25 protein-coding genes are annotated in these 23,396 nt (G+C 67.4%); 10 read left to right on the top strand and 15 right to left on the bottom strand.

All coding sequences use genetic code 11. The features are described 5' to 3' along the window. Positions 1 to 134: 134 nt before the first annotated feature. Positions 135 to 1,502, bottom strand: a complete 1,368-nt coding sequence (locus ACQR50_RS00415; protein WP_428969382.1) for a DEAD/DEAH box helicase — start codon at positions 1,500 to 1,502, stop codon at positions 135 to 137. Positions 1,503 to 1,776: 274 nt separating this feature from the next. On the opposite strand from ACQR50_RS00415, the gene ACQR50_RS00420 reads away from it, so the two are divergent. Continuing rightward, the gene (locus ACQR50_RS00420; protein WP_428969383.1) at positions 1,777 to 2,778 is read left to right on the top strand and encodes a fumarylacetoacetate hydrolase family protein; all 1,002 of its coding nucleotides are present in this window, start codon (positions 1,777 to 1,779) and stop codon (positions 2,776 to 2,778) included. Between the two features lie 171 nt (positions 2,779 to 2,949). Here the strand turns inward: ACQR50_RS00420 and ACQR50_RS00425 are convergent, their stop codons facing one another. After that, the gene (locus ACQR50_RS00425) at positions 2,950 to 3,240 is read right to left on the bottom strand and encodes a 4a-hydroxytetrahydrobiopterin dehydratase (RefSeq protein WP_058746286.1); all 291 of its coding nucleotides are present in this window, start codon (positions 3,238 to 3,240) and stop codon (positions 2,950 to 2,952) included. A gap of 57 nt (positions 3,241 to 3,297) precedes the next feature. On the opposite strand from ACQR50_RS00425, the gene ACQR50_RS00430 reads away from it, so the two are divergent. Genes ACQR50_RS00430 through ACQR50_RS00445 form a run of 4 tightly spaced genes read left to right on the top strand, consistent with a single transcriptional unit; the run spans position 3,298 to position 5,693 of the window. Beyond that, on the top strand, positions 3,298 to 3,717 hold the full coding sequence (locus ACQR50_RS00430) for a metallopeptidase family protein (RefSeq protein WP_428969384.1): 420 nt from the start codon (positions 3,298 to 3,300) through the stop codon (positions 3,715 to 3,717). Next, the gene (gene ccmA, locus ACQR50_RS00435; protein ID WP_428969385.1) at positions 3,714 to 4,304 is read left to right on the top strand and encodes a heme ABC exporter ATP-binding protein CcmA; all 591 of its coding nucleotides are present in this window, start codon (positions 3,714 to 3,716) and stop codon (positions 4,302 to 4,304) included. Before ACQR50_RS00430 ends, ccmA begins: the two co-directional genes overlap by 4 nt. A gap of 8 nt (positions 4,305 to 4,312) precedes the next feature. Then, on the top strand, positions 4,313 to 4,951 hold the full coding sequence (locus tag ACQR50_RS00440; RefSeq protein ID WP_428969386.1) for a heme exporter protein CcmB: 639 nt from the start codon (positions 4,313 to 4,315) through the stop codon (positions 4,949 to 4,951). Next, complete coding sequence (locus ACQR50_RS00445; protein WP_428969387.1) at positions 4,944 to 5,693, top strand: methyltransferase; 750 nt, start codon at positions 4,944 to 4,946, stop codon at positions 5,691 to 5,693. Before ACQR50_RS00440 ends, ACQR50_RS00445 begins: the two co-directional genes overlap by 8 nt. A gap of 49 nt (positions 5,694 to 5,742) precedes the next feature. On the opposite strand, the gene ACQR50_RS00450 is transcribed toward ACQR50_RS00445, so the two are convergent. The 13 genes from ACQR50_RS00450 to coxB form a co-directional block, all read right to left on the bottom strand. Then, positions 5,743 to 6,612 (bottom strand): class I SAM-dependent methyltransferase, encoded by an 870-nt coding sequence (locus ACQR50_RS00450; protein ID WP_428969388.1) that lies wholly within the window; start codon positions 6,610 to 6,612, stop codon positions 5,743 to 5,745. A gap of 9 nt (positions 6,613 to 6,621) precedes the next feature. Continuing rightward, positions 6,622 to 8,010 (bottom strand): threonine synthase, encoded by a 1,389-nt coding sequence (gene thrC, locus ACQR50_RS00455; RefSeq protein WP_428969389.1) that lies wholly within the window; start codon positions 8,008 to 8,010, stop codon positions 6,622 to 6,624. Positions 8,011 to 8,023: 13 nt separating this feature from the next. Further along, the gene (locus tag ACQR50_RS00460) at positions 8,024 to 8,644 is read right to left on the bottom strand and encodes an SURF1 family cytochrome oxidase biogenesis protein (RefSeq protein WP_428969390.1); all 621 of its coding nucleotides are present in this window, start codon (positions 8,642 to 8,644) and stop codon (positions 8,024 to 8,026) included. Then, a complete protein-coding gene (locus ACQR50_RS00465) occupies positions 8,641 to 9,054 on the bottom strand; it encodes a DUF983 domain-containing protein (protein ID WP_428970746.1) in 414 nt (137 codons plus the stop codon). The genes ACQR50_RS00460 and ACQR50_RS00465 overlap by 4 nt, the downstream gene beginning before the upstream one ends. Next, a complete protein-coding gene (locus ACQR50_RS00470) occupies positions 9,044 to 9,955 on the bottom strand; it encodes a cytochrome c oxidase subunit 3 (protein ID WP_184105718.1) in 912 nt (303 codons plus the stop codon). Before ACQR50_RS00470 ends, ACQR50_RS00465 begins: the two co-directional genes overlap by 11 nt. Positions 9,956 to 9,992: 37 nt before the next feature. After that, complete coding sequence (locus ACQR50_RS00475) at positions 9,993 to 10,532, bottom strand: cytochrome c oxidase assembly protein (protein ID WP_428969391.1); 540 nt, start codon at positions 10,530 to 10,532, stop codon at positions 9,993 to 9,995. Further along, positions 10,532 to 10,666: a hypothetical protein gene (locus ACQR50_RS00480; protein ID WP_257575300.1), complete on the bottom strand. Its 135-nt coding sequence runs from the start codon at positions 10,664 to 10,666 to the stop codon at positions 10,532 to 10,534. Before ACQR50_RS00480 ends, ACQR50_RS00475 begins: the two co-directional genes overlap by 1 nt. Continuing rightward, positions 10,663 to 11,562, bottom strand: coding sequence for a heme o synthase (locus ACQR50_RS00485; RefSeq protein WP_428969392.1), 900 nt, complete (start codon positions 11,560 to 11,562; stop codon positions 10,663 to 10,665). Before ACQR50_RS00485 ends, ACQR50_RS00480 begins: the two co-directional genes overlap by 4 nt. Positions 11,563 to 11,769: 207 nt before the next feature. Beyond that, on the bottom strand, positions 11,770 to 12,834 hold the full coding sequence (locus ACQR50_RS00490) for an NAD(P)-dependent alcohol dehydrogenase (RefSeq protein ID WP_428969393.1): 1,065 nt from the start codon (positions 12,832 to 12,834) through the stop codon (positions 11,770 to 11,772). A 161-nt stretch (positions 12,835 to 12,995) separates the two neighbouring features. Next, complete coding sequence (locus tag ACQR50_RS00495; protein ID WP_428969394.1) at positions 12,996 to 14,384, bottom strand: DUF1501 domain-containing protein; 1,389 nt, start codon at positions 14,382 to 14,384, stop codon at positions 12,996 to 12,998. Next, complete coding sequence (locus ACQR50_RS00500) at positions 14,384 to 16,150, bottom strand: DUF1800 domain-containing protein (protein ID WP_428969395.1); 1,767 nt, start codon at positions 16,148 to 16,150, stop codon at positions 14,384 to 14,386. Before ACQR50_RS00500 ends, ACQR50_RS00495 begins: the two co-directional genes overlap by 1 nt. Before the next feature lie 196 nt (positions 16,151 to 16,346). After that, positions 16,347 to 18,020, bottom strand: coding sequence for a cytochrome c oxidase subunit I (gene ctaD / locus ACQR50_RS00505; protein ID WP_428969396.1), 1,674 nt, complete (start codon positions 18,018 to 18,020; stop codon positions 16,347 to 16,349). 3 nt (positions 18,021 to 18,023) lie between these two features. After that, the gene (coxB, locus tag ACQR50_RS00510; protein WP_428969397.1) at positions 18,024 to 19,199 is read right to left on the bottom strand and encodes a cytochrome c oxidase subunit II; all 1,176 of its coding nucleotides are present in this window, start codon (positions 19,197 to 19,199) and stop codon (positions 18,024 to 18,026) included. Between the two features lie 252 nt (positions 19,200 to 19,451). Here coxB and pyrE point away from each other — a divergent pair, with 252 nt between their 5' ends. The 5 genes from pyrE to ACQR50_RS00535 all read left to right on the top strand — a co-directional run bounded on the left by pyrE (position 19,452) and on the right by ACQR50_RS00535 (position 23,361). Then, positions 19,452 to 20,036: an orotate phosphoribosyltransferase gene (pyrE, locus tag ACQR50_RS00515; protein ID WP_056438614.1), complete on the top strand. Its 585-nt coding sequence runs from the start codon at positions 19,452 to 19,454 to the stop codon at positions 20,034 to 20,036. After that, entirely contained in the window at positions 20,033 to 20,761 is a 729-nt protein-coding gene (locus ACQR50_RS00520) for a pyridoxine 5'-phosphate synthase (RefSeq protein ID WP_428969398.1), read from the top strand. Before pyrE ends, ACQR50_RS00520 begins: the two co-directional genes overlap by 4 nt. A 133-nt stretch (positions 20,762 to 20,894) precedes the next feature. Then, positions 20,895 to 21,305, top strand: a complete 411-nt coding sequence (gene acpS / locus ACQR50_RS00525) for a holo-ACP synthase (RefSeq protein WP_056438608.1) — start codon at positions 20,895 to 20,897, stop codon at positions 21,303 to 21,305. Continuing rightward, positions 21,302 to 22,282, top strand: coding sequence for a signal peptidase I (lepB, locus tag ACQR50_RS00530; protein ID WP_428969399.1), 981 nt, complete (start codon positions 21,302 to 21,304; stop codon positions 22,280 to 22,282). The genes acpS and lepB overlap by 4 nt, the downstream gene beginning before the upstream one ends. Then, positions 22,279 to 23,361: an AI-2E family transporter gene (locus tag ACQR50_RS00535; RefSeq protein ID WP_428969400.1), complete on the top strand. Its 1,083-nt coding sequence runs from the start codon at positions 22,279 to 22,281 to the stop codon at positions 23,359 to 23,361. The genes lepB and ACQR50_RS00535 overlap by 4 nt, the downstream gene beginning before the upstream one ends. The last annotated feature ends 35 nt before the right edge of the window (positions 23,362 to 23,396 follow it).

A 23,396-nucleotide genomic window follows, 5' to 3' on the forward strand; every position in this document is an offset into this window, starting at 1 on the left:
CCAGCATCTGCGGCTGGGCACGCCCCTCCCGTAAACGGGAGGGATGGGGGAGGGTATGTCACAAGCGATGGTCTCGGCGAGACCCCTTTGCCCTCCCCAACCCCTCCCGCCTGCGGGAGGGGCTAAGAAGTCGTTCAGCCCTGCGCGCCGCGACCGGCACCGCCGCCGGGACGACCGCCACGACCACGGCCGCCGGCACCACCACCGCCGCTACGGCGACGCGGCTGGCGGCCCTGCGGCGCCCGCGAGTCCGTCGCACGCGGATGATGCGTGGCGCGCGGACGCGCCGGGTCACGCGGACGGTCGACGCGCGGCGCGGGGTCGGCGCCGATCGCCTTCACGCGCTGCGACTTGATCGTCTCGGCGCGCTTCACGAAGTCCGCGGGAAGCGGCACGACGGTGATCTTCTGCCGCGTCAGCTTCTCGATATCCTTCAGATACGGACGCTCGTCCTCGGCGCAGAAGGCGATCGCCATGCCCGAACGACCGGCGCGCGCGGTGCGGCCGATGCGGTGGACATATTGCTCGGCGACGTTGGGCAACTCGAAGTTGAAGACGTGGCTGACGCCCGGAATGTCGATGCCGCGCGCGGCGATGTCGGTCGCCACCAGCACGCGGGTTTGCCCTGAGCGGAACTCGCCCAGCGCGCGCTCGCGCTGGCCCTGGCTCTTGTTGCCGTGGATCGCGTTGGCGGCGATGCCGTTGCCCGCCAGCAGCTTCACGACGCGGTCGGCGCCATGCTTGGTGCGGGTGAAGACCAGCGCCAGCTCGATCGCGGGATCGGCGAGCAGGATGGTCAGCAGCGCCTGCTTTTCCTGTTGCGTGACGAAGGTCACCGACTGGTCGACGCGCTCGGCGGTGGTCGACACCGGGGTCACGGTGACGGTCGCCGGATTGTCGAGGAACTTGTCGGCCAGGTCGCGGATCGCGGCGGGCATGGTGGCCGAGAAGAACAGGGTCTGACGCTTGCGCGGGATCATCTTCACGATGCGGCGCAGCGCGTGGATGAAGCCCAGGTCGAGCATCTGGTCGGCTTCGTCGAGCACCAGGATCTCGATCATCGACAGGTTCAGGAAGCCCTGCTCGACCAGGTCGATCAGGCGGCCGGGCGTCGCGACCAGGATATCGACGCCGCGCGACAGGTCCTGCCGGTTCTTGTTCAGGCTGGTCCCGCCGAAGACGGTCGCGACCGCCAGCTTGGAAAACTTGGCATAGCCCTTGGCATTTTCGGCGATCTGGCTGGCCAGTTCGCGCGTGGGGGCCAGGACGAGCATCCGGCAATGGGTCGGCAGGACGCGCTTGTTCGCCTCGACCAGACGCTGGATCGAGGGGAGGACGAAGGCCGCCGTCTTGCCGGTGCCGGTCTGCGCGATGCCGAGCAGGTCGCGGCCTTCCAGCAGCGTCGGGATCGAGTCGCGCTGGATCGGCGTGGGTTCGGAATAGCCCTTGGCTTCGAGCGCACGGACGAGCGGCTCGGCGAGGCCGAGTTCGGAAAAGGACATGGAATTACTTTCGATCATGGCGCGCGAGTCACGACAGGCCGCAAGCGCGGGCCGGGGTTGATGACACCCCGCGTGACAAGGGAAGCCTGAAGACAGGGTCGGGGCGGAGCCGGGACCAGATGGTCCGTTCACGCTGCGAGTGGACGCCTCGACGGGCGGGCATGTGCGCTGGCCATTGCCAAAAGTCAAGTTTCGGGCAGGATCACCACCCCAATGCGTGACAAGCGCGGACGGATGGTTACATCCGATACCAGTTAGCGAAGAGGAGTCCTGCATGAAACTCGCCAGTCTCAAGAACGGTCGCGACGGCAAGCTGGTCGTCGTGTCGAGCGATCTCGCCTGGTATGCGGATGCGGGGCATATCGTGCCGACGCTTCAGGCCGCACTCGACGATTGGGAGACGCACGCGCCGGCGCTCGCCAATCTGGCGACCGATCTGGATCATGAAGCGATTCCGCGTGCGCGCTTCCACGAGCATGACGCCGCCTCGCCCTTGCCGCGTGCCTATCAATGGGCGGACGGATCCGCCTATGTGAATCACGTCGCGCTCGTCCGCCAGGCGCGCGGGGCGGAACTGCCCGAAAGCTTCTGGCACGACCCGCTGATGTATCAGGGCGGCTCGGACGGATTTCTGGGGCCGCGCGACGCCATTCCACTGGCCGATGAAGGCTGGGGCTGCGACCTGGAGGGCGAGGTCGTCGTCGTCACCGGCGATGTGCCCATGGGTGCGAGCCGCGAGGAGGCGCTGGCGGCGATCCGGCTGGTCGGGCTGACCAACGACGTGTCGTTGCGCGGGTTGATCCCCGGCGAGCTGGCCAAGGGGTTCGGCTTCTTCCAGTCCAAGCCCGCCTCGGCCTTCTCCCCCGTCTTCGTGACGCCGGAGTCGCTGGGCGACTGGTGGCAGGACGGCAAGCTGCACCGCGTTCTGAAGGTCGACCTGAACGGCCAGCCCTTCGGTCGGGCGGATGCGGGGCAGGACATGACCTTCGATTTCGGGACTTTGGTCGCCCATGCCGCCAAGACCCGCGCGCTGGGGGCGGGGACGATCATCGGGTCGGGCACCGTGTCCAACCGCGATTCGGACGGCGGCCCGGGCAAGCCGGTCGCGGAGGGCGGTGTCGGCTATAGCTGCCTGGCCGAACTTCGCATGATCGAGACGATCCGCGGCGGCGAGGCGGTGACGCCGTTCCTGAAGAAGGGCGACACGGTCCGCATCTGGATGGAGGACGATCGCCACCATCCGATCTTCGGCGCGATCGAACAGACGGTCGAATAATCCCAAATCCTCCCCAAGCTGTGCTTGGGGAGGGGGACCATCGCGCAAGCGATGGTGGAGGGGCAGGGCCGCGCCATCACCGATCATCGAAGGCGTCCGGCATCGCCCCTCCACCACCGAGCTGACGCCCGGCGGTCCCCCTCCCCATCGGAGATGGGGAGGATTTAGGGGTTACTCCACCAAAGCGTCGATCGCCTCGGCCATGTCGATATCGCGCGCCGACAGCCCCCCTGCGTCATGGGTGGTCAGCACGATGTCGACCCGGTTCCAGACATTGGACCATTCGGGATGATGATCCGCCTTTTCCGCCAACAGGGCGACGCGGGTCATGAAGCCGAACGCCTCGTTGAAGTCGGCGAACACGAAACGGCGGCTGATCGCGTCGCGCGATTCGTCCCAGTCCCATTCGGTCAGGCCGTCCAGCGCCTCGTCCCGGTCCAGCTCGCTCAGCCGTTCCACCATTTCCGTCCCCTTGGCGTATCTTGTTCTTTTGACCGGCACAGCGGTAAGACGGCGGCCATGAGCGGGCAAGACGCGATTGGTGAAGCACCCGGTCCCGAGGTGATCGAGCGGATCGCGCGGGATACGATCGCGCGTCTGCCCGCCGCGTTCGCCGCGCATCTGGGCGATGTCGTCCTGATCGTCGAGGAATTCGCCGATGACGAGACGCTGGCCGCGCTGGGCCTCGACCATCCGCTGGACTTGACCGGCCTGTATCACGGGCGGCCGGTGGGTCAGAAAAGTTCGATGGATTCCGGCAGCCTGCCCGACCGCATCCATTTGTATCGCCGCGCGATCCTGGACGAATGGGTCGAGACGGGCGTGCGGCTCGACGATCTGGTCGTGCATGTGACGATCCATGAGATCGGCCATCATTTCGGCCTGTCCGACGACGACATGCACGCGCTGGAAGACGCCGTGGACGACGCCCGCGCGTGATCCTCGACCTGTCCCAGGTCGCCTGCGCACGCGGCGGGCGGCTGCTCTTCACGCATCTGTCACTGTCCCTGGCGGCGGGCGAGGCGGTGGTCGTCACTGGCCCCAACGGCATCGGCAAGTCGAGCCTGCTGCGTCTCGCCGCCGGGCTGATCGCGCCGTTCGAGGGGCGCGTCACCCGGTCGGGGCGCATCGCCCTGGCGACCGAGGATCTCGCGCTCGATACGGAGCGGCGGCTGGGGGAGGCGCTGTCCTTCTGGGCGCGGCTCGACGGGTTGGCGGGGGCGGATCGGCGGGTCGCCGCGGCGCTCGATACGGTCGGGCTGGGCAAGCTCGCCGATGTGCCGGTGCGTCTGCTCTCGACCGGGCAGCGGCGGCGGGCGGGGCTGGCACGGGTGCTGGCGGCGCAGGCCCCGCTCTGGCTGCTCGACGAGCCGGGCAATGGACTGGACGTCGCGGGTGTTGCGATGCTGGAGCGGGCCATCGCGGATCATCGTGCGGCGGGCGGCGCGGTGCTGCTGACCACGCACCAGCCGCTGGCGTTGACGGACACGCGGATACTCGCGCTGGACGGGTACGTCCCGGCATGACCACGGCCATGACCCTTGTGGCGACCCTGGTCGCGCGCGACGTACGGCGCGGCTATGCCGGGGGCGGGGCGGGGCTGGTCTGCGGCTTCTTCCTGCTGGCGGTGGTGCTCTTCCCCTTTGCGATCGGGCCCGACCGGGCGGTGCTGATGCGCATGGGTGCGGGCGCGATCTGGGTCGCGGCGCTGCTGGCCGCGCTGCTGCCGGTCGAGCGGCTGGTCGCGCCCGATGTCGAATCGGGATGGTTCGACCAGATTCGCGTCCACGGCCTGTCGCTGCCGCTGGTGATGGCGCTGCGGATCGTCGCCCACTGGCTGGCCTTTGCGCCGCCGCTGATGCTGTCCGCGCTCGTAGCGGCCGGGCTGTTCGGACTGGAGACGGCGGCGCTGGTGCGGGTCGAGGCGGGGTTGCTGCTCGGCACCCCCGGGCTGGCGGCGCTGGCGGTGGCGACGGGGGCGCTGACCGCCGGATTGCGCGGCGCCGGAGGGCTGGCCGGGCTGCTCCTGCTGCCGCTTGCGCTGCCGCTGCTGATCTTCGGGGCGGGCAGCGGCGACATGGGCGCGCCGAAGCTGCTGGCGGCGGTGTCGCTGATGCTGGTCGCGGGCGCGCCGTGGATCGCGGCGGCGGCGATCCGATCGGTGCGTGATTGAGGTGACGGGCGAAGCGAAAGCGATCGCGCGCGCCTTCGACGCGGCCTCGACCTATGACGCGCATGCGGTGGTGCAGCGGCAGGTCGCCGACTGGCTGGCCGAACGGATCGTCGCGGTGGCCCCGCCCGCCCCGCGCGTGCTGGAAGTGGGGTGCGGGACCGGCTTTCTGACGGCTGCGACCTTGCCGCGATTGGCCAATCCCGACTGGCTGATGACCGACATCGCGCCCGCCATGCTGGCGCGGGGCCTTGCCAAGCATCCGGGCGTGCGCGGGTGGGTGATGGATGGCGAGTATCCCGATCTGCCGGGCGAGGCGCCGTTCGACCTGATCGTCAGCAGCCTGGCGGTGCAATGGTTCGGCGATATGGAGGCGGGCTTGCGGCGGCTGGCCGGGTTGCTGGCGCCTGGCGGCCGGATACTGGCGACGACGCTGGTCCGGGGGACCTTCGCGGCCTGGCATGAGGCGCACCGGGCGGAGGGGCATGAGGCGGGGAGTCCGGTCTATCCGCCGGTCGAGGCGCTGGGCTGGCCGGTCCAGACCCGGCGGTTCGAGCAGCGGCACGAATCGGCGGCGGACTTCATGCGCGCGCTACGGGCGATCGGGGCGGGGACACCGCGCGAGGGGCATCGTCCGATCCCGCCGGGCGCGATGCGGCGGATCGCCAGGCGGTTCGAGGCAGGCGGGGCGGTGGCGGCCTATGAGGTCGCGTTGATCGAAATCCTCGCCCCCCGTTCAGCCTGAGCGAATTCCAAGGCCGCGCCGGATCATCGCGGCGGGGCGGGGGCGGGCCTTACCGGCTCCACCGCGCCCAGATGGCGGTGGGCAGGGTCAGGCCGCGGGCTTCCTCGCGCACGCCGAGTTCGCCGCATTCCACCTTGCCGGGCAGGTCGGCCATCACCTGGCGCATCATCTCGCCGATCGCCATCGCCGACATGCGCACGGCGTACACCGTCAGGAACAGGAAGCGTGAATTGGCGTCCAGCAGCTGGCGGCAATTGGCGATCAGACCCGGCAGGTCTTCCTCCAGCCGCCAGACCTCGCCCTCCGGCCCGCGTCCATACTTCGGCGGGTCGAGCAGGATGCCGTCATAGCGCCGTCCGCGCCGCACCTCGCGCGCGACGAACTTGGCGGCATCGTCGATGATCCAGCGGACCGGCGCATCGCCCAGACCCGACAGCATCGCATTGCCGCGTGCCGCCTCGACCGATTTCTTGGACGCGTCGACATGGACCATCTTGGCGCCCGCGCTCGCCATCGCCAGCGTGCCGACGCCGGTATAGCCGAACAGGTTCATGCATTCGGGCTCGGCCATCCCGTCGACCTGCTCGCGCATCCAGCTCCACACCGGCGCCATGTCGGGGAAAAAGCCCAGATGGCGGAACGGCGTGTTCTGCGCGGTGAAGCGCACCTCGTTCCACTTGAGCGGCCAGCCGTCGCGCGGGACCGGTTCGTTGAAGTTCCAGCGGCCGCCGCCATCCTCGTCCGATCCGGGCACGAACTCGGCCGCCGCGCGCCAGTCGGTGGTCGCGGGGGCCCACATCGCCTGCGGTTCGGGGCGGATGAAGCGGAACCGGCCATAGCGTTCCAGCTTGCGGCCATGGCCGGAGTCGACCAGCCCGTAATCCGCCCAGGGCTCGCCGATCATCGTTTCGAGTTTCATGGGAGTGCGTTAGCGCAAACCATGCCCGTCGATAAAGGCCGTCACCGCGTCGAAGGTGGCGGGCAGGGTGGTATAGCGTTCCTCGCGCTCGAACAGGTCGCCGACGCGGCGGGGCAGCGCGGGGCGGCTGCCGGTCGCGCGCTCGACCGCATCGGTGAACTTGGCCGGGTGCGCGGTGGCCAGCGTCACCACCGGCACGTCCAGCCCGCTCTTGCGCGCGGCGGACAGGGCGATGCCGGTATGCGGGTCGAGGATCTGCCCGGCCTCGTCCGCCGCCCAGCGCATCGCGCGGCTCATGTCGTCGGCATCGACGCGCGCGCTGGTGAAGAGCGGGGCGATATTCTGGCTCTGCGCATTGGTCAGCCGCATCGCGCCCGTGCCCTCGAAGCCCTTCATCTGCGCGGCCAGCGCGGCGCCGTCACGGCCATTGGCGTCGAACAGCAGCCGCTCGAAATTCGAGCTGACTTGAATGTCCATCGAAGGGGTGGCGGTCGCCTGGACCTGCCCCTTGGAATAATCGCCCGACGACAGCGCGCGGTGGAGGATGTCGTTGACGTTGGTCGCGACGATCAGCCGCTCGACGGGCAGGCCCATGCGCGCCGCGACATACCCCGCGAACACGTCGCCGAAATTGCCCGTCGGCACCGAGAAGGCGATGGCCTTGCCCGGCGCGCCCAGCCGGACGGCGGCGTAGAAATAATAGACGACCTGCGCCATCAACCGCGCCCAGTTGATCGAATTGACTGCCGACAGGGTGTGGCGGTCGGCAAAGGCGCGGTCGTTGAACATCGCCTTCACCAGCGCCTGCGCGTCGTCGAAATTGCCCTCGATCGCGATGTTGTGGACGTTGGGGGCGAGCACCGTCGTCATCTGGCGGCGCTGGATCTCGGTCACGCGGCCCGCCGGGTGCAGCATGAAGATGTCGATATTGGCACGCCCCGCCACCGCATCGATCGCGGCCGAGCCGGTGTCGCCGCTGGTCGCGCCGACGATGGTCAGGCGGGTGTCGGTGCCTCGCAGGAACCGCTCGAACAACAGGCCCAGCATCTGGAGCGCGACGTCCTTGAACGCCAGCGTGGGGCCGTGGAACAGCTCCAGCAGCCACTGGTCGTGGTCGAGCTGGACCAAAGGCGTGACGGCCGCGTGCGAGAAGCGACCATAGGCGGTGTCGCACAGAGTCTGGAGTTCCTCTGCGGTCAGGCTGTCGCCGATGAACGGCGTCATGATCTTTGCGGCGGTCTGCGCATAGGACAGGCCCGCCAGCCCCTCGATCTCTTCGCGGGTCAGGGTCGGCCAGGTCTCGGGCACGTAGAGCCCGCCATCGCTGGCGAGACCGGCCAGGGTCGCGCCCCGGAAATCGAGGACGGGGGCGGAGCCACGGGTACTGTGATAGCGCATGATGCACTGCGGCTTAACGGGGAGCGTTGCGTACCACAACCATTCGATTGCGCCGGGCGACTGCCAAAACATAGATAATTGCGGCGATGGCGGCAAAGAGGAACCATTGCAGCGCATAGGCGAGATGGTTGTTGGGTATTCCGCCGATCCCCGGGCGGGGATTCGCGTCGAGGCCGGGGGCAGGGGTGTCGGCGACCAGCAGCATGTCCTGCGGCCGATGGTCGAAGGCGGACTGGAGCAACGAACGGCTGTCGGGCGCATGGGAGACATAGCCGCTCACCCGACCGCCCGGCCAATGGCTCACCGCGCGCGGATCATGGGTCGTGCCCAGTTGCACCTGCAGCGATCCCTGCGGCACCGAACAGGTGGCGATCAGGCGGAATCCCGCCGCCCCGGCACCTGCGCGGCGGATGGCGAGGGGCGGGCGGCAATCGGCGACCGTACGGCGGAAGAGCAGGCTGTCGTCCGGGAAAAGCGGAAAGGCGATGACGGGGCGCGCCGGATTGGCGGCGAGCTGCGCCAGATAGGCTTCCTTCCGCGGCAGCCGGTCGAGCAACTGCCACAGGCCCAGCGCGATCATCGCCGCGACCGCCAGACCGACGATCAGCGTGGGGAGGATCGGCAGGCGCTTCACGCGTCGTCCGCGTCGTCTTCGGGACGAACCACGGCCCCCTCACGCGCCTCGTTGCGATATTCGGCCGCCATCAGCGCGCCCTTGGCGATGCGCAAGCTATAGACCACGCCGATCGCGGTCAGCGGCAGCCAGATCGCCATTTGCAGCCACAACGGCGGATGCAGGGTCAGCTCGACGGTGATGGCCGCGATGGTGATGATCGTGCCCAGGATCAGCGTCAGGAACGCGGCCGGGCCATCGCCGACATTGAAGCGGGTGAAGTCCAGCCCGCACGCGGCGCACGCATCGGCAAAGGTCGTCACCTTCGTCGAGAAGACCGGCCCTGCAAACAAATGGGGCTGGCCGCAACGCGGACACAGCCCCTGAAATGCCGCCTGCGCGATGGTCGGAGGCGTAAACTCAGCCACTATGAACCGGCGCGCCCCAGCCACCCCAGACATAGATGGTGACGAACAGGAACAGCCACACCACGTCGACGAAATGCCAGTACCAGGCCGCCGCCTCGAACCCGAAATGCTGGCGGGGCGTGAAGTCGCCGCGATAGGCGCGGATCAGGCAGACGATCAGGAAGACGGTGCCGACGATGACGTGGAAACCATGGAAGCCGGTCGCCATGAAGAAGGCCGCGCCATAGTTGATGCCCTTGAACGGGAAGGGCGCGTGCATGTATTCATAGGCCTGGATCGCGCTGAAGATCAGGCCCAGGATCACGGTCAGCCACAGGCCCTTGAGCACGCCGTCGCGGTCGCCCACGCCCAGCGCACCCCACAGGCCGCGCTTCTCGCCGCCGCGCTGGTTGTGGATCAGCGCATGATGCGCCCAGGTGACGGTGGTGCCGCTGGTCAGCAGGATCAGCGTGTTGAGAAGCGGCAGCTTGAAGGCATCGATCACCTCCAGCCCCTTGGGCGGCCAGGTCGCGGCGATGGCGGCGGCGCCCTCGGTCGCGCGTTCGACCTGTCCGTCGACGAAGCTCATCGCGGTCGGGAACAGCGCGAAGTCGAAAAAGGCCCAGAACCAGCCGACGAAGAACATCACTTCCGATGCGATGAACAGGATCATGCCGTATCGGAAATGCAGTTGGACGACGGGGGTATGGTCGCCATGATGCGCCTCGCGCACCACGTCCGCCCACCAGCTGCCCATGCAGAACAGCACCGCCGCCAGGCCCGCCAGGAACGCCCAGCCGCCGCCCTGCACGCTGTGCATCCACATGATCGCGCCGGAGGCCATCAACAGCGCCGACATCGAACTGGCCAGCGGCCAGGGGCTCGGCGGCAGGATATGATAGTCGTGGTTCTTCGCGCCAGCCATGATCCCGTCCCTATGTTTTTGCTATTTTGGGGACAGGCTAACCCGCTTTCTTCGCCGAATCCACCGGGTAAAATGTGTAGGACAGGGTGATGGTCTCGATGTCGCGCGCGTCGGGGTCGTTCAGGATCTTCGGGTCGATGAAGAAGATGACCGGCATCCGCGCCGTCTCGCCGGGCTTCAGCGTCTGCTGGGTGAAGCAGAAGCATTGGATCTTGGTGAAATAGCGGCCTGCCTGATCGGGGGTGACGTTGAAGGTCGCGGTGCCGGTGACCGGCACCTTCGCATTGTTGGTGGCGGTGAAGAACACCATGTCGCGCGCCCCGATATCGACGGTCTCGTGCGGGTTCTCGGGCTTGAAGGTCCAGGCGAGGCGCGAGGAGACATTGGCGTCGAAATTGACCGTAATCTGGCGGTGGACGCTGCCGGGGGCGCGGGCGCCCCGCTGGGTCGTGCCCTGATAACCCGTCACCTGGCAGAACATGCGGTAGAGCGGCACGCTGGCAAAGGCGAGGCCGGTCATGAACACCACGCCCAGAACCGCGAACACGACCGTCCGTGTCTGGCGGGTCAGTCGCATCAGTGCATGCCCGACCGGATTTTCGACAGGGTGATGAAGAAGATCAGCACCACCAGAAAGCCGAGCAGCAAGGCCATGGCGGTGGCACGGGCGCGCTGCTTGGCGCGAATCCGATTCGAATCGTCAGGCGTCATGCCCAACGATCCACCACCAGCGCGCCAAAGAGAAGGAAAAGATAGAGAATCGAATATTTGAACAGCCGCTTCTCGGGCTTCATCGAATCCTCGGGCTGGGTATGGCGGAAGGCGACGATCGCGGCATAGGCGGCGAACAACGCGGTCCCGGCGGTCGCGATCACGCCATAGATCGAACCCGTCAGCCCCAGCGGCCAGGGCGCGACGGCGGCGATCGCCATCGGGATGGTGTAGAGCCCGATCTGCGCGCGCGTCACCCGCTCGCCCGCCACCACGGGCAGCATCGGCACGCCCGCATTAGCGTAATCGGTCTTCACGAACAGCGCGAGCGCCCAGAAATGCGGCGGCGTCCACAGAAAGACCAGGCTGAACAGCAGGAAGGGGAGGAGCGCGACCTCACCCGTCGCGGCGGCCCAGCCGATCAGCGGGGGAAACGCACCCGCCGCCCCGCCGATGACGATATTCTGCGGCGTCCGCCGCTTCAGCCAGACGGTGTAGACCAGCACATAGAACAGGATCGAGACGGTCAGGATGCCGGCGGCAACATAATTGACCGCCAGCCCCATCAGCAGAACCGAGAAACAGGCAAGCCCCACGCCGAAGTGCAGCGCCGATTCGCGGGTCATGCGACCGGCGGGCAGCGGCCGTTTGGCGGTGCGCTTCATCAGCGCGTCGAGGTCGGCCTCATACCATTGGTTCAGCGCCCCCGCAGCGCCTGCGCCCAGCGCGATGCACAATATGGCGGTGAAGCCGATGACCGGATCGACGCCGACAGGGGCCGCCAGCATCCCGCACAGGCCGGTGAACACCACCAGCGTCATCACCCGCGGCTTGGTGAGCGCCAGGAAGTCGCGCCAGTCGGCGGGAACGAAGACGGAGGAGGGAATGCTGGACATGGGAGCCCCGCATATAGGGCTTGGCGGGGAGGGGGGCAATCGAAGCGGGTGTCTTGGAAGGATACTCCCGCTCGCCCAAAGCGCACCCCCTCCCGCAGGCGGGAGGGGGATGGGGGGAGGGCTGGGGCTCTCACCGAGACCATCGCCCGTGGCCTTGCCCTCCCCCATCCCCTCCCGCCTGCGGGAGGGGCGTGAGACTCAATACCGTTACGCCTGCTTCAACGTCGCCATGTCGATGACGAAGCGATACTTCACATCGCTCTTCTGCATCCGGTCATAGGCGGTGTTGACCTCGTCCATCGCGATCATCTCGATGTCGGCGGTCAGGCCATGCTCATGACAGAAATCGAGCATCTCCTGCGTCTCGGCGATGCCGCCGATCAGCGAGCCCGCCAGCGAACGGCGGCGGAAGACGAGGTTGCCGACCGAAGGCGACGGGTGCGGCGAATCGGGTACGCCGACCAGCGTCATCGTGCCGTCGCGCTTCAGCAGCATCAGGAACGCGTCGAGATTGTGCGGCGCGGCCACCGTGTTCAGGATGAAGTCGAAGCTGTTGGCATGTTCCGCCATCTGCGCCTCGTCCTTCGACACGATCAGGCCCTTGGCGCCCAGCCGCTTGGCATCCTCGGCCTTGTTGGGCGAGGTCGAGAAGACATGGACCTCGGCCCCCATGGCGGCGGCGATCTTCACGCCCATATGGCCCAGACCGCCGAGACCGACGATGCCGACCTTCTGGCCCGGCCCGACCTTCCAGTGGCGCAGCGGCGAATAGGTGGTGATGCCCGCGCACAGCAGCGGCGCGACGGCGGCCAGATCGCCCTTGTCATGGTTGATCTTCAGCACGAAGCCTTCCTTGACCACGATATGGTCGGAATAGCCGCCAAAGGTATGGCCGCCCAGCACGGGATCGGGGCCGTTATAGGTACCGACGAAGCCGGTCGTCTCGCAATATTGCTCTTCGCCGTCATGGCAGGACGGGCAGTGGCCGCAGCTGTCGACCATGCAGCCGACGCCGACCAGGTCGCCGACCTTGTACCGGGTCACGTCGCCGCCGATAGCGGTCACGCGGCCGACGATCTCATGCCCCGGCACGCACGGATATTGGGTGCCCGCCCATTCGCCGCGCGCGGTGTGCAGGTCGGAATGGCAGACGCCGCAATAAAGGATGTCGATCGCGACATCGTCGCCCTGCGGGTCGCGACGCTCGAAGGAGAAGGGGGCGAGCGGGGTTTCGGCCGACTGGGCGGCATAACCCTTGGCGGGAGTGGGCATGGAAGCTCCTCTGGAATCTGTATCGCGACCGGACGGGCGCGGCCGCCCATATGGGGGCCGCGCGGTTCGGTGCCAGACGATCCGAGGGTTAAGTTTTCCGATTGGCGATGATCGGAGAATTGCCTCAAATCAATATGTTATATTATCACAAGGCGCTCAGCCTATCCCATGAACCCCTGATTCCAGGTCGAGGAGTCGTAGTTGCCGATATTGGGCAACACGGTCCGCAAGCCGCCGGAATCGATCCCGAACCAGCTGGCCAGGGTCGCGGCATATTGGTCGACCGACATGGTGGGGATCAGGCGGCCCTGACCGACATCGTCATTGGTGTTGGTGCCGACGATCGGTGCCTTGCCATAGAAACGCTGACCCTTCACCGCGCCGCCGACGATGAAGTGCATGCCGCCCCAGCCATGGTCCGACCCGTCATCGTTCGACTGGAGCGTGCGGCCGAAGTCCGACGCGGTGAAGCTGGTCACCTGATTGGCGACGCCCATCGCGGCGGTGGTGTCGTAAAAGGCCTTCATCGCCGAGGAGATCTTGGCGAGCAGCCCCGGATGCTGCGCGACCAGATTGTCGTGCAGGTCGAACCCGCCCATCGACACGAAGAACACCTGCCGCTTCAGCCCCAGCGTCTGGTTCACCGCGATCATCCGCGCGACCATCTTCAGCTGGTCGGCAAGCGTGTTGTTCGAGGGGAAGAGCGGGAAACTGGTGGCGGGCGCCCCGGCCAGCGCGCTGCTCAACTGGGCCTGGATGTCGAGCGACCGCTTGCTGATCCGCGCATGTTCGTTGGCCATCGCAAGGCCGGTCTCGGTCGTCATCAGCGCGCGCAGCGTGTCGAGCGCGGTCGACGATCCATACAGTGTGCGGCTGCTGTTCAGCAGGGCGATCGGGCCGCCGGTGCCGACCGAATATTGGATGGCGTTGCGCCCGGTCAGGTACACCGCATTGCCGCTGGTGTTGATGCAGGTCAGCGCGGCATTGCCGTTGCCGTTCTGGAACACGTCGCCGATCCGCCCGCCCCAGCCGCTGCCCGCACCCTCCGGGCTGGACGCCTGGAAGAAGCTCTGCTGATCATTGTGGCTGAACAGCTTGGGCGGCAGTTGCACGGTGCGGCGCTGATACTGGCTCTTGGTCGTCGGTTCGACCAGTGTGCCGACGTTCAGCGCGACCGCCATCTTTCCGGCGGCGAACAACTGGCTCATCTCCGGCATGCTCGGCGACAGCGCATAGGCGCGGCCATCGGGCAGGGCGACCGTCGGGTTCAGCACGGTCCCCGCCAGCACGTCGCGCTGATAGCCGATATTGGCGCGCGCCGCGCGATAGGCGGCAAAGCTGCCCTCGTCATACGGCACCAGCGTGTTGGCATAGTCGTTGCCGCCATAGAGGAACACGCACACCAGCGCCTTATAGTCGGACGCGGTGGCGGCGGCGGCCTCGCCGATCGCGGCCAGGCTGGAGACGAAGGGGGTGGCGGTCCCGGCCAGGCCGAGCAGCGCGCTGCGCTTCAGGAAGGCGCGTCTGGACTGATCTTGCATCATGCTCATCACCGCAGGGTCAGGTAATCGGGGGAGGCCATCGTCAGCAGGATCGCGATGCCGACGCGGTTGATCGGGCCATTGGCGGCGGTGGCGGACACGCTGTCCACCGCCGCGCGGATCGAGGCCAGGGTGGCGGCGGACAATTGCCCGGCGGCGAGGACCAGATTGACCTCGTCGAGCAGCGCCTTGCTGTCGGCGGCCAGCGTCAGGATGTCGGTGTAATCGGCCTTCACGTCGCCGATGCCGTTGGCGATCAGGCCGTACATGAAGTTCACATAACCGACGACGCTCTGTTCGTTGGTGATCTGGAACTCGGGCGCGACCAGGCCGCTGCTCGCCAGGTTGGTGCCGGGCGGGGTATAGCCGGGACGATAGAAATTGAAGACCGAGGGGCTGTGCCCCTTGGCCTGGCCCAGCCGGTTCGCCGGATTGGTGGTGTCGCCGATCAGCCAGGCGTTGGAGGGCGAGGTCGCCTTGAACGCCCGTGCCCAGCCGGTCAGGCGCAGCACGGGTTCGCGCAGCTTGCCCGCGGTGGCGGCGGTCGGCACGTTGCGTGCCTCGCTGTCGAGCAGGATGGCGCGGATCACCGCCTTCATGTCGCCGCGCACGCCCTGACCGTTATCGGCGAACTTGGTGGCGACGCGGGTGACATAGCCGGGCGAGGGGTTGCTGGTCACCAGCCGCTGGATCAGCTGTTTCGCAATGAAGGGCGGCACATTGGGATGGGCGAGGATCGTATCCAGCGCGGCCGAGATCGCGGCCATGCCGCCGCCGCTGACCGTGGTGCCCAGAAAGGTCGAGGCGCCGGTTTCGTTGAGCGAGGCGTTCATGACCAGCGGCTGGCGCAGGCGGGCGGGGGTGTTGCTGTCGGTGCTGGTCGGGACCAGCCCGGTGAAGACGCGCGCCAGCCCGGTCACATCGGCCTGGCCATAGGTGTCGATCGTCTGGCCGCCGTTCAGCTTGGGCGTGCCGTCCATGTTCAACTGGCTGACGCCCAGCGTGAACAGCTGCATCAGCTCGCGTGCGTAATTCTCGTCGGGCTGGGTGCCGGTGGTCGGGTTGGCCTTGCGATTGTAGAGATAGGTCAGGAAATTACCCATCGCATAGCTGGTCGTCACCGCGCCCAGCAGGTCGCGGTAATTGCCGAAGGCGTTGTCGAGCAGAAGATCGACATAGGCCCCCATCGCATAGGCGCGCCACGTATCGCTGGACTGGTCGATGCCGACGACCAGGATGTCGAGCAGCGCCATGCCGACCCGCTGGCGCAACTGGTCGGGTTCGACGATCATCTGCCGCCACATGGACGGGTCGAAGCCGTTGATCGAATTCATCTTGGCCGAGTCGAAGCCGTTCGCGGTCAGCCAGTCCCAGTGGCTCGTGGCGCGGGGCAGGGCGAACTGGTCGGTCAGCCAGCCGTCATAACCGCGCGAGACGACGGCATCGATGGTGCTACGGGTGGCGCCCATCGTCGCCTGCGCCAGGAAGCGGCTGGCCTCGGTGGCGGTGGGCGGCGCGGTGACGACGACGATCGGGGTGGAGCTGGATGTATCGGTCGGCGTACCGGCATTGCCGGCGGGTGTGGCGCTCGTCGTGCCCCCGCCCGTGCCACCGCCGCCGCCGCACGCGGCCAGCGCGACCAGCGGCAACAGCGCGCTGCCCTTTCCCGCCCGCGCCAGGACGCCGATCGTCTCGCCCGGTATCGCAGGCGCGGCCGTCCCGTCGGTGGCGGTGGCCGCCATCGGCGACGCGTCCCGCTCGTCCCACCCCGTCATGTGTCGAAATCCCGCTAGGCCCGCCTGTCTGCGGACCCGCCGAAAATGCCGCGAAGTTGGATAACAAACCGTGAAAAGGTTCCACGCTTCGTCGCATATCGCGATAAGCCGAGCCGATCGCATGACATTGCGAAACCGCAATGAAAAAGGCCCCGGAGCAAAGCTCCGAGGCCCCTTCCGGATGGGGTGGCCGGGATCAGTCGATGCGCGGCAGCGTCTCGAACTGGTGATAGGGCGGCGGGCTGGACAACGTCCATTCCAGCGTCGTCGCGCCTTCGCCCCAGGGATTGTCGCCCGCGGGCTTGCCCGCGATCAGCGACCAGATCAGGTTGATGAAGAAGATCGCCATGCCCGCGGCCATGATCTCATAGCCGTGGGTCGCAACGTTGTTCCACAGCGCGAAGGCGTCCGGATAGTCCGGATAGCGGCGCGGCATGCCCTGCAACCCCAGGAAGTGCATCGGGAAGAACAACAGGTTCACGCCCGCGAAGAACACCCAGAAATGCAGCTGGCCGAGCAGCTCGCTATACATCTTCCCCGACATCTTGGGGAACCAGTAATAGAAGCCCGCGAACAGCGCGAACACGGCGCCCAGCGACAGGACGTAGTGGAAGTGCGCCACGACATAATAGGTGTCGTGCATGTAATCGTCGATGCCGCCATTCGCCAGCACGACGCCGGTCACGCCGCCGACCGTGAACATGAAGATGAAGCCGATTGCCCAGACCATCGGCGTCTTGAACGACAGCGATCCGCCCCACATGGTCGCGATCCACGAGAAGATCTTGATGCCGGTCGGCACCGCGATGATCATCGTCGCGGCGGTGAAGTACATCTTGGTGTTCACCGACAGGCCGGTGGCGAACATGTGGTGTGCCCACACGACGAAGCCGACCACGCCGATCGCGACCATGGCGTATGCCATGCCGAGATAGCCGAAGACGGGCTTGCGGCTGAAGGTCGCGATGATCTGGCTGACGATGCCGAAGCCCGGCAGGATCATGATGTACACTTCGGGGTGGCCGAAGAACCAGAAGAGATGCTGGTACAGGATCGGATCGCCGCCCCCGGCGGGGTCGAAGAAGGTCGTGCCGAAGTTGCGATCGGTCAGCAGCATGGTGATCGCGGCGGCCAGCACCGGCAGCGACAGCAGCAGCAGGAAGGCGGTGACCAGCACCGACCAGACGAACAGCGGCATCTTGTGCAGCGTCATGCCCGGCGCGCGCATGTTGAAGATGGTGGTGATGAAGTTGATCGCCCCCAGGATCGACGAGGCGCCCGCCAGGTGGAGCGACAGGATCGCCATGTCGACCGACGGACCCGGCTCGCCGAAGGTCGATAGCGGGGCATAGGCGGTCCAGCCGACCCCCGCGCCCGACCCGAAGAAGGGCGAGGCGAGCAGCAGGGTGAAGGCCGGGATCAGCAGCCAGAAGGACACGTTGTTCATGCGCGGGAAGGCCATGTCGGGCGCGCCGATCATGATCGGCACGAACCAGTTGCCGAACCCGCCGATCATCGCGGGCATGACCATGAAGAACACCATGATCAGGCCGTGCGCGGTGATCAGCACGTTCCACAGGTGGAGCGACTGGTCGAGGCTCTGCGCGCCGCCGTGGAGCATCCCCGCCCAGATACCCAGATACTGGATGCCCGGCTCGCGCAGCTCGGCCCGCATCAGGCCGGAGATGCCGCCGCCGATGATCCCCGCCACGATGGCGAAGATCAGATAGAGGGTACCGATATCCTTGTGGTTGGTCGACAGGAACCAGCGCGCGAAGAAGCCGGGCTTGTGGTCGGCGTCATGGTGCGCGTGGTGATGATCCTCATGACCGACGAATGCCGATCCGGGGTGAAGTGCGGTGTCGGTCATGGCTTATTGTCCAGCGTTGCCGGGGCCGGCCGGATTTCCGGTGGCGCCCTGCGCGGAAGAAGGGGACTGGGCGGGGGTGGCCATGTTGTCGGCCGGACCGGTGACCGCCTCGGCCGCATCGGCCTGGGTGGCTTCGACCTTCGAACCCTCGGCACCCGGCTGCGGGATGACCGCCGCCGACGGCGCGACCGAACCCGGCATCTTGCCGCCCTTGGCCGCGACCCAGGCGGCGAACTGCGCCGGGGGCACCGCCTGCACCGCGATCGGCATGAAGGCATGGCGTGCGCCGCACAGTTCCGAACACTGGCCGAAATACAGGCCCGGCTTCTCGATGGTGAAGCTCGTCTCGTTCAACCGGCCGGGCACCGCGTCCAGCTTCATCCAGAAGGCCGGGATCGCCCAGCTGTGGATGACGTCGTTGGAGGTGGTGATCAGGCGGATCGGCACGCCGACGGGCAGGACGATGCGATTGTCCACCGCCAGCAGGCGGGGGCCGTCGGCATCGGTGCGCGCACGCTCGCCCGGCGCGACCTGATCCTTTTCCTTCAGCATGTTGGCGGTGATCTCGATCCCGCCATGATCCGGATACTGATAGGTCCAGTACCATTGGTTGCCGATCGCCTTCAGCGTGACGGCACCGGCGGGCGCGGGCTTGAACTGCGCCTGGAGCAGGCCGATCGACGGGATGGCGATCAGGACGAGGACCACGACCGGCCCCAGCGTCCACAACACCTCGACCAGCGTGTTGTGGCTGGTCTTGGACGGCACCGGATTGGCGGCGCGGCGATAGCGGAACACGACCCAGGCGAGCAGCAGCAGGACGAGCACGCAGATCGCGGTGATGACCGGCACCAGCACGTCGTTGTGCATCCAGTGCGCGAACTCGCCGTTCTTTGTCACCTGCGGCTGGAGGCCGAAACGGCCGTCGATCGGCAGGCCGACATTGGGATCGATCGTCATCGCGGGCGCACCGTCCTGCGCCAGCAACGGGCTGGTCGGCGCGGCGGTGGCGGGGGCCGCGGCGCTGGTCGGCGCGGTGTTGGAGACGCCCGCCCCCTCGGCGGCGGCCTGCGGCGCGGGGGCGGCGGTCTGGGTCGCAGGGGGCGCGGCCGGAGTCGCGAAGGCGACACCCGACAGCGCGGCGCATCCCATCCCGGCGGCGATCGCGAGCGCCTTCATGCGTTTGGGCATCCTCATCCTCCGGGGTCCGGACATGCGCTTGACCTCGCTCATCCCGCTCTCGTCTCCCATCTCCCTCACCCGTCCATCGGTCGTCCGACGGTCCTGGGGCGGGGCCTCATGTCGTTCTTGTTAGAGTGACTATAGCACGGGACTTCGCCCCCTCAACCCTTGAGCGCACATGCCAGATTGCGCGGGGGGCAGGGCGATCCTATGAGGCCGGGTCATCTGACCGATGCCGGAGTTGCCCCCATGACCGATGAAGACGTCCTTGCCGAGTTCCGTGCCGCCGAGGCGCTGCTCGAAGGGCATTTCATCCTCTCCTCGGGGCTGCGCAGCCCGCGCTATCTGCAATGCGCGCGCGTCCTGATGGACCCGGCCCGCGCCGCCCGTCTGTGCGAGGCGGTGGCCGCCAAGATCCCGGCCGACATCAAGGCGCAGATCAGCGCGGTGGTCGCCCCCGCCATGGGCGGCGTCATCGTCGGCCATGAAATGGCGCGTGCGCTGGGCGTGCCGGGCATGTTCCTGGAGCGGCCCGAGGGAACCTTCCACCTGCGCCGCGGCTTCCGCCTGGAGCCGGGGCAGAAGGTGCTGATGATGGAAGACGTGGTCACGACCGGCCTGTCCAGCCGCGAGGCGATCGCCGCCATCGCGCGCGAGGGGGGCGAGACGATTGCCGCCGCCTCGCTGGTCGACCGCTCGAACGGCGCCGCCGATCTGGGCGTGCCTTTCTTCCCGCTGATCCGGCTGGACGTGCCGAGCTACAGCCCCGACGATCTGCCGCCCGAACTGGCCGCGATCCCCGCGATCAAGCCGGGGAGCCGCGCGGCGGCATGACCGAGCACTTACGCCTGGGCGTCAATATCGACCATGTCGCGACCGTGCGGAACGCGCGCGGCGCGGGCTATCCCGATCCGGTCAAGGCGGCGCTGATCGCGGCGCAGGCGGGCGCGGACGGCATCACCGCGCATCTGCGCGAGGACCGGCGGCACATCACCGACGACGACATCGCGCGGCTGTCGGCGGAACTCACCGTGCCGCTCAACCTGGAGATGGCGGCGACCGAGGAAATGCTGGCCATCGCGCTAAAGCATCGCCCGCACGCCGCCTGCATCGTGCCGGAAAAGCGCGAGGAGCGGACGACCGAAGGCGGCCTCGACGCCGCCGGGCAGCGCGAATGGCTGGCGCCCATGGTGGCGAAGCTGGGCGAGGCGGGAATCCGGGTCTCGCTATTCATCGAACCCGACCCACGCCAGATCGAGGCGGCGCTGCATCTGCGTGTGCCGGTGGTCGAGCTGCATACCGGCCGTTATGCCGAGCTGGACCGCGAGGCGCGCAGCGTGGAGCTGCGCCGCCTGTCGGACGCGGCGGCGCTGGCGGCAAAGAACGGGATCGAGGTTCATGCCGGGCACGGCCTGACCTATGACAATGTCGCGCCCATCGCGGCGATTCCGCAGGTGCGGGAATTGAACATCGGGCATTTCCTGATTGCGGATGCGGTGTTCGTCGGCCTGCCCGAAGTCGTGCGCAAGATGCGCGCCGCGATGGACCTGGCCCGGTGAATCCTCCCCGGCACGGGGAGGGGGACCGCCGCGCAGCGGTGGTGGAGGGGGTTCTCCACCTCGCGAGTCCTTTGGGGCGATCCCCCTCCACCAGCCTGCGGCTGGTCCCCCTCCCCGTACCGGGGAGGATTTTATGATCATCGGTCTCGGCTCCGACCTCTGTAACATCGAGCGGATTCAGGCCGCGCTGGATCGGCATGGCGGCCGGTTCGAGGCGCGCTGTTTCACCGATATCGAGCAGGCCAAGGCGGCCAAACGCCCCTTCACCCGCGCGGGCACCTACGCCAAGCGCTTCGCCGCCAAGGAGGCCTTTTCCAAGGCGGTCGGCACGGGTTTCTCGCAGGGTGTGTTCATGCGCGACATCGGCGTCGTCAACCTGCCCGGCGGCGCGCCGACCCTCTCTTTGACCGGCGGCGCGCGCGAACGGCTTGACGCGATGACGCCGGAGGGCCACGTCGCCCATATCCACTTGACCATGACCGACGATCACCCTTGGGCGCAGGCCTTTGTCGTGATCGAGGCACGACCGGAAGTTTCCGCATGAAGGACGCGGTGTTGGACACGAACCCAGGCTCACCCGCCGACCCGACGGTGAGCGCGCCGCCGCCACCTGCGCAGACGCCGCCCGCCAAGAAGAAGGGCACCGACTGGTGGGCCGAGGTCAAGGGGCTGTTCTGGCTGCTGCTGATCGTGCTGGGCTTCCACAGCTTCATCGCCAAGCCCTTCTACATCCCCTCCGAATCGATGCTGCCGGGCCTGCGCGTCGGCGACCGGCTGGTCGTCAGCAAGTTCGCCTATGGCTGGTCCTATATCTCGCCGACCATTCCCAACCCGGTCGCGATCTTCAAGTCGGTGGTGCTGCGCCAGCCCGAGGCGAGCTGGAGCTATCAGCTGCCCTTCATCCATGGCCGGGTCTTCGGCTCGCTGCCCAAGCGCGGCGACGTCGTGATCGTGACCCCGCCGGGCACGCATAACGACTATATCAAGCGGGTGATCGGCCTGCCGGGCGATACGCTGGCGGTGCGCGACGGCACGGTGATCCTGAACGGCAAGCCGGTGCAGCGCGGGCCGATCCATTATATCGACATCCCCATCGATACGAACAGCCCGTGCACCGATTATGGCGATCAGGCGCGCGTCCGCACCGCGAACGGCCAATGGGTCTGCCACCTGCCGATCGTGACCGAGACGCTGCCCAATGGCCGCCGTTACGACACGGTCGAAATGGGGTGGAGCCCGGGCGACAATTATCCCGCCATCACCATCCCGGCCGATCATGTCTTCCTGATGGGCGACAATCGCGACCGTTCGGCCGACAGCCGCTTCTCGCTGGCCGAGCTGGGGCTGGGCGGGGCGGTGCCCTATGAGAATATCGGCGGCCGGGCCGAGTTCGTGACCTTCAGCCTGGACGGCGACACGACGCTGAACCCCGTCACCTGGTGGACCTCGCTGCGGTCGGGCCGGGCGGGCCTGTCGCTGCACCCGACCACCGTCAAGACCGGCGACGGCGCCACGCCATGAGCGACCAGGCCCCGCTGACCGACCGCCCGGCGCCGATCGAGTTCCGGGAAGGCTTTGTCCGGCGGGAGCTGACCCGCGCGGCGATCTGGCTGGGGCTGATCGCCGCGATGGCGGTGACGGTGCTGCTGGTCCAGCCGTTGCTGGTGATCTTCGCCGGGCTGGTCTTTGCCACGCTGCTCGACGGCGGCGTGCGGCTGCTCGGCCGGGTGTTGCCGATCGGGCGCGGCTGGCGGTTGCTGATCGTCGTGCTGGCGGTGGTCGTCTTCCTGCTCGGCACCTTCTATCTGACCGGCGTCGAGATGACGCAGCAGGTAACCCAGCTTCGCTCCACGCTGGAGACGCAGGCGGGCAAGGTGACCGGCTGGCTGGCCTCGCAGGGGCTGATGCCCGGCACGTCGGATATCAACGGCCTGCTGAAACAATCGGTGGGGTCGATCGGCAAGCTGACCTCCTGGGTCGGCACCGCCGTGGGTGCGGTCACGACGATGTTCATGATCCTGATCATCGGCCTGTTCCTGGCGATGGACCCCGAAGGTTATGCGCGCGGCCTGCAATGGTTCGTGCCCCGTGCCGCCCGCGCCGAATTCGCGATCACGCAAGGCCGCGTCATGTTCACGCTGCGCCGCCTGCTCGCCGGGCGCCTGCTGGGCATGGCGGTGGAGGGGGTGCTGACCGGCATCGCGTTGATGATCGGCGGCGTGCCGATGGCGCTGCTGCTGGGGATCATCGCGGGCATCCTGGCCTTCATCCCCAATATCGGGGCGATCATCACCGGCACGCTGATGATCGCGGTCGGCTTTTCGGCCGGTAGCGATGCGGGCTTCTGGGCGATCGGCACCTATCTGATCGTGCAGACCTTCGACGGCTATGTCGTGGTGCCGATGGTCGCCAAGCGCACCGTCGACCTGCCGCCCGCGCTGACCCTGTCGACCCAGATCATGGCGAGCGCGCTGTTCGGTATTCTCGGGCTGGCGCTGGCCGATCCGATGACCGCCATGGCCAAGTCCGCGCTCCAGCGCCGCTCGGAGCGCGAGGCGGAACAGGACAAGGACACGGCGCGCGCCGAGGCCGATATCTGAGACCGATCGACATTCCTCCCCTGCAAGGGGAGGGG

This window comes from Sphingomonas sp. Xoc002 (assembly GCF_050408055.1).
GTDB classification, from domain to species: Bacteria; Pseudomonadota; Alphaproteobacteria; order Sphingomonadales; family Sphingomonadaceae; genus Sphingomonas; species Sphingomonas yabuuchiae.

Excerpts from the sequence above, each read along its gene's own strand:
- ACQR50_RS00415 (WP_428969382.1), bottom strand. The coding sequence starts at position 1,502 with ATGTCCTTTTCCGAACTCGGCCTCGCCGAGCCGCTCGTCCGTGCGCTC.
- ACQR50_RS00420 (WP_428969383.1), top strand. The coding sequence starts at position 1,777 with ATGAAACTCGCCAGTCTCAAGAACGGTCGCGACGGCAAGCTGGTCGTC.
- ACQR50_RS00425 (WP_058746286.1), bottom strand. The coding sequence starts at position 3,240 with ATGGTGGAACGGCTGAGCGAGCTGGACCGGGACGAGGCGCTGGACGGC.
- ACQR50_RS00430 (WP_428969384.1), top strand. The coding sequence starts at position 3,298 with ATGAGCGGGCAAGACGCGATTGGTGAAGCACCCGGTCCCGAGGTGATC.
- ACQR50_RS00440 (WP_428969386.1), top strand. The coding sequence starts at position 4,313 with ATGACCCTTGTGGCGACCCTGGTCGCGCGCGACGTACGGCGCGGCTAT.
- ACQR50_RS00450 (WP_428969388.1), bottom strand. The coding sequence starts at position 6,612 with ATGAAACTCGAAACGATGATCGGCGAGCCCTGGGCGGATTACGGGCTG.
- thrC (WP_428969389.1), bottom strand. The coding sequence starts at position 8,010 with ATGCGCTATCACAGTACCCGTGGCTCCGCCCCCGTCCTCGATTTCCGG.
- ACQR50_RS00470 (WP_184105718.1), bottom strand. The coding sequence starts at position 9,955 with ATGGCTGGCGCGAAGAACCACGACTATCATATCCTGCCGCCGAGCCCC.
- ACQR50_RS00475 (WP_428969391.1), bottom strand. The coding sequence starts at position 10,532 with ATGCGACTGACCCGCCAGACACGGACGGTCGTGTTCGCGGTTCTGGGC.
- ACQR50_RS00480 (WP_257575300.1), bottom strand. The coding sequence starts at position 10,666 with ATGACGCCTGACGATTCGAATCGGATTCGCGCCAAGCAGCGCGCCCGT.
- ACQR50_RS00485 (WP_428969392.1), bottom strand. The coding sequence starts at position 11,562 with ATGTCCAGCATTCCCTCCTCCGTCTTCGTTCCCGCCGACTGGCGCGAC.
- ACQR50_RS00490 (WP_428969393.1), bottom strand. The coding sequence starts at position 12,834 with ATGCCCACTCCCGCCAAGGGTTATGCCGCCCAGTCGGCCGAAACCCCG.
- ACQR50_RS00495 (WP_428969394.1), bottom strand. The coding sequence starts at position 14,384 with ATGAGCATGATGCAAGATCAGTCCAGACGCGCCTTCCTGAAGCGCAGC.
- ACQR50_RS00500 (WP_428969395.1), bottom strand. The coding sequence starts at position 16,150 with ATGACGGGGTGGGACGAGCGGGACGCGTCGCCGATGGCGGCCACCGCC.
- ctaD (WP_428969396.1), bottom strand. The coding sequence starts at position 18,020 with ATGACCGACACCGCACTTCACCCCGGATCGGCATTCGTCGGTCATGAG.
- coxB (WP_428969397.1), bottom strand. The coding sequence starts at position 19,199 with ATGAAGGCGCTCGCGATCGCCGCCGGGATGGGATGCGCCGCGCTGTCG.
- pyrE (WP_056438614.1), top strand. The coding sequence starts at position 19,452 with ATGACCGATGAAGACGTCCTTGCCGAGTTCCGTGCCGCCGAGGCGCTG.
- ACQR50_RS00520 (WP_428969398.1), top strand. The coding sequence starts at position 20,033 with ATGACCGAGCACTTACGCCTGGGCGTCAATATCGACCATGTCGCGACC.
- acpS (WP_056438608.1), top strand. The coding sequence starts at position 20,895 with ATGATCATCGGTCTCGGCTCCGACCTCTGTAACATCGAGCGGATTCAG.
- lepB (WP_428969399.1), top strand. The coding sequence starts at position 21,302 with ATGAAGGACGCGGTGTTGGACACGAACCCAGGCTCACCCGCCGACCCG.
- ACQR50_RS00535 (WP_428969400.1), top strand. The coding sequence starts at position 22,279 with ATGAGCGACCAGGCCCCGCTGACCGACCGCCCGGCGCCGATCGAGTTC.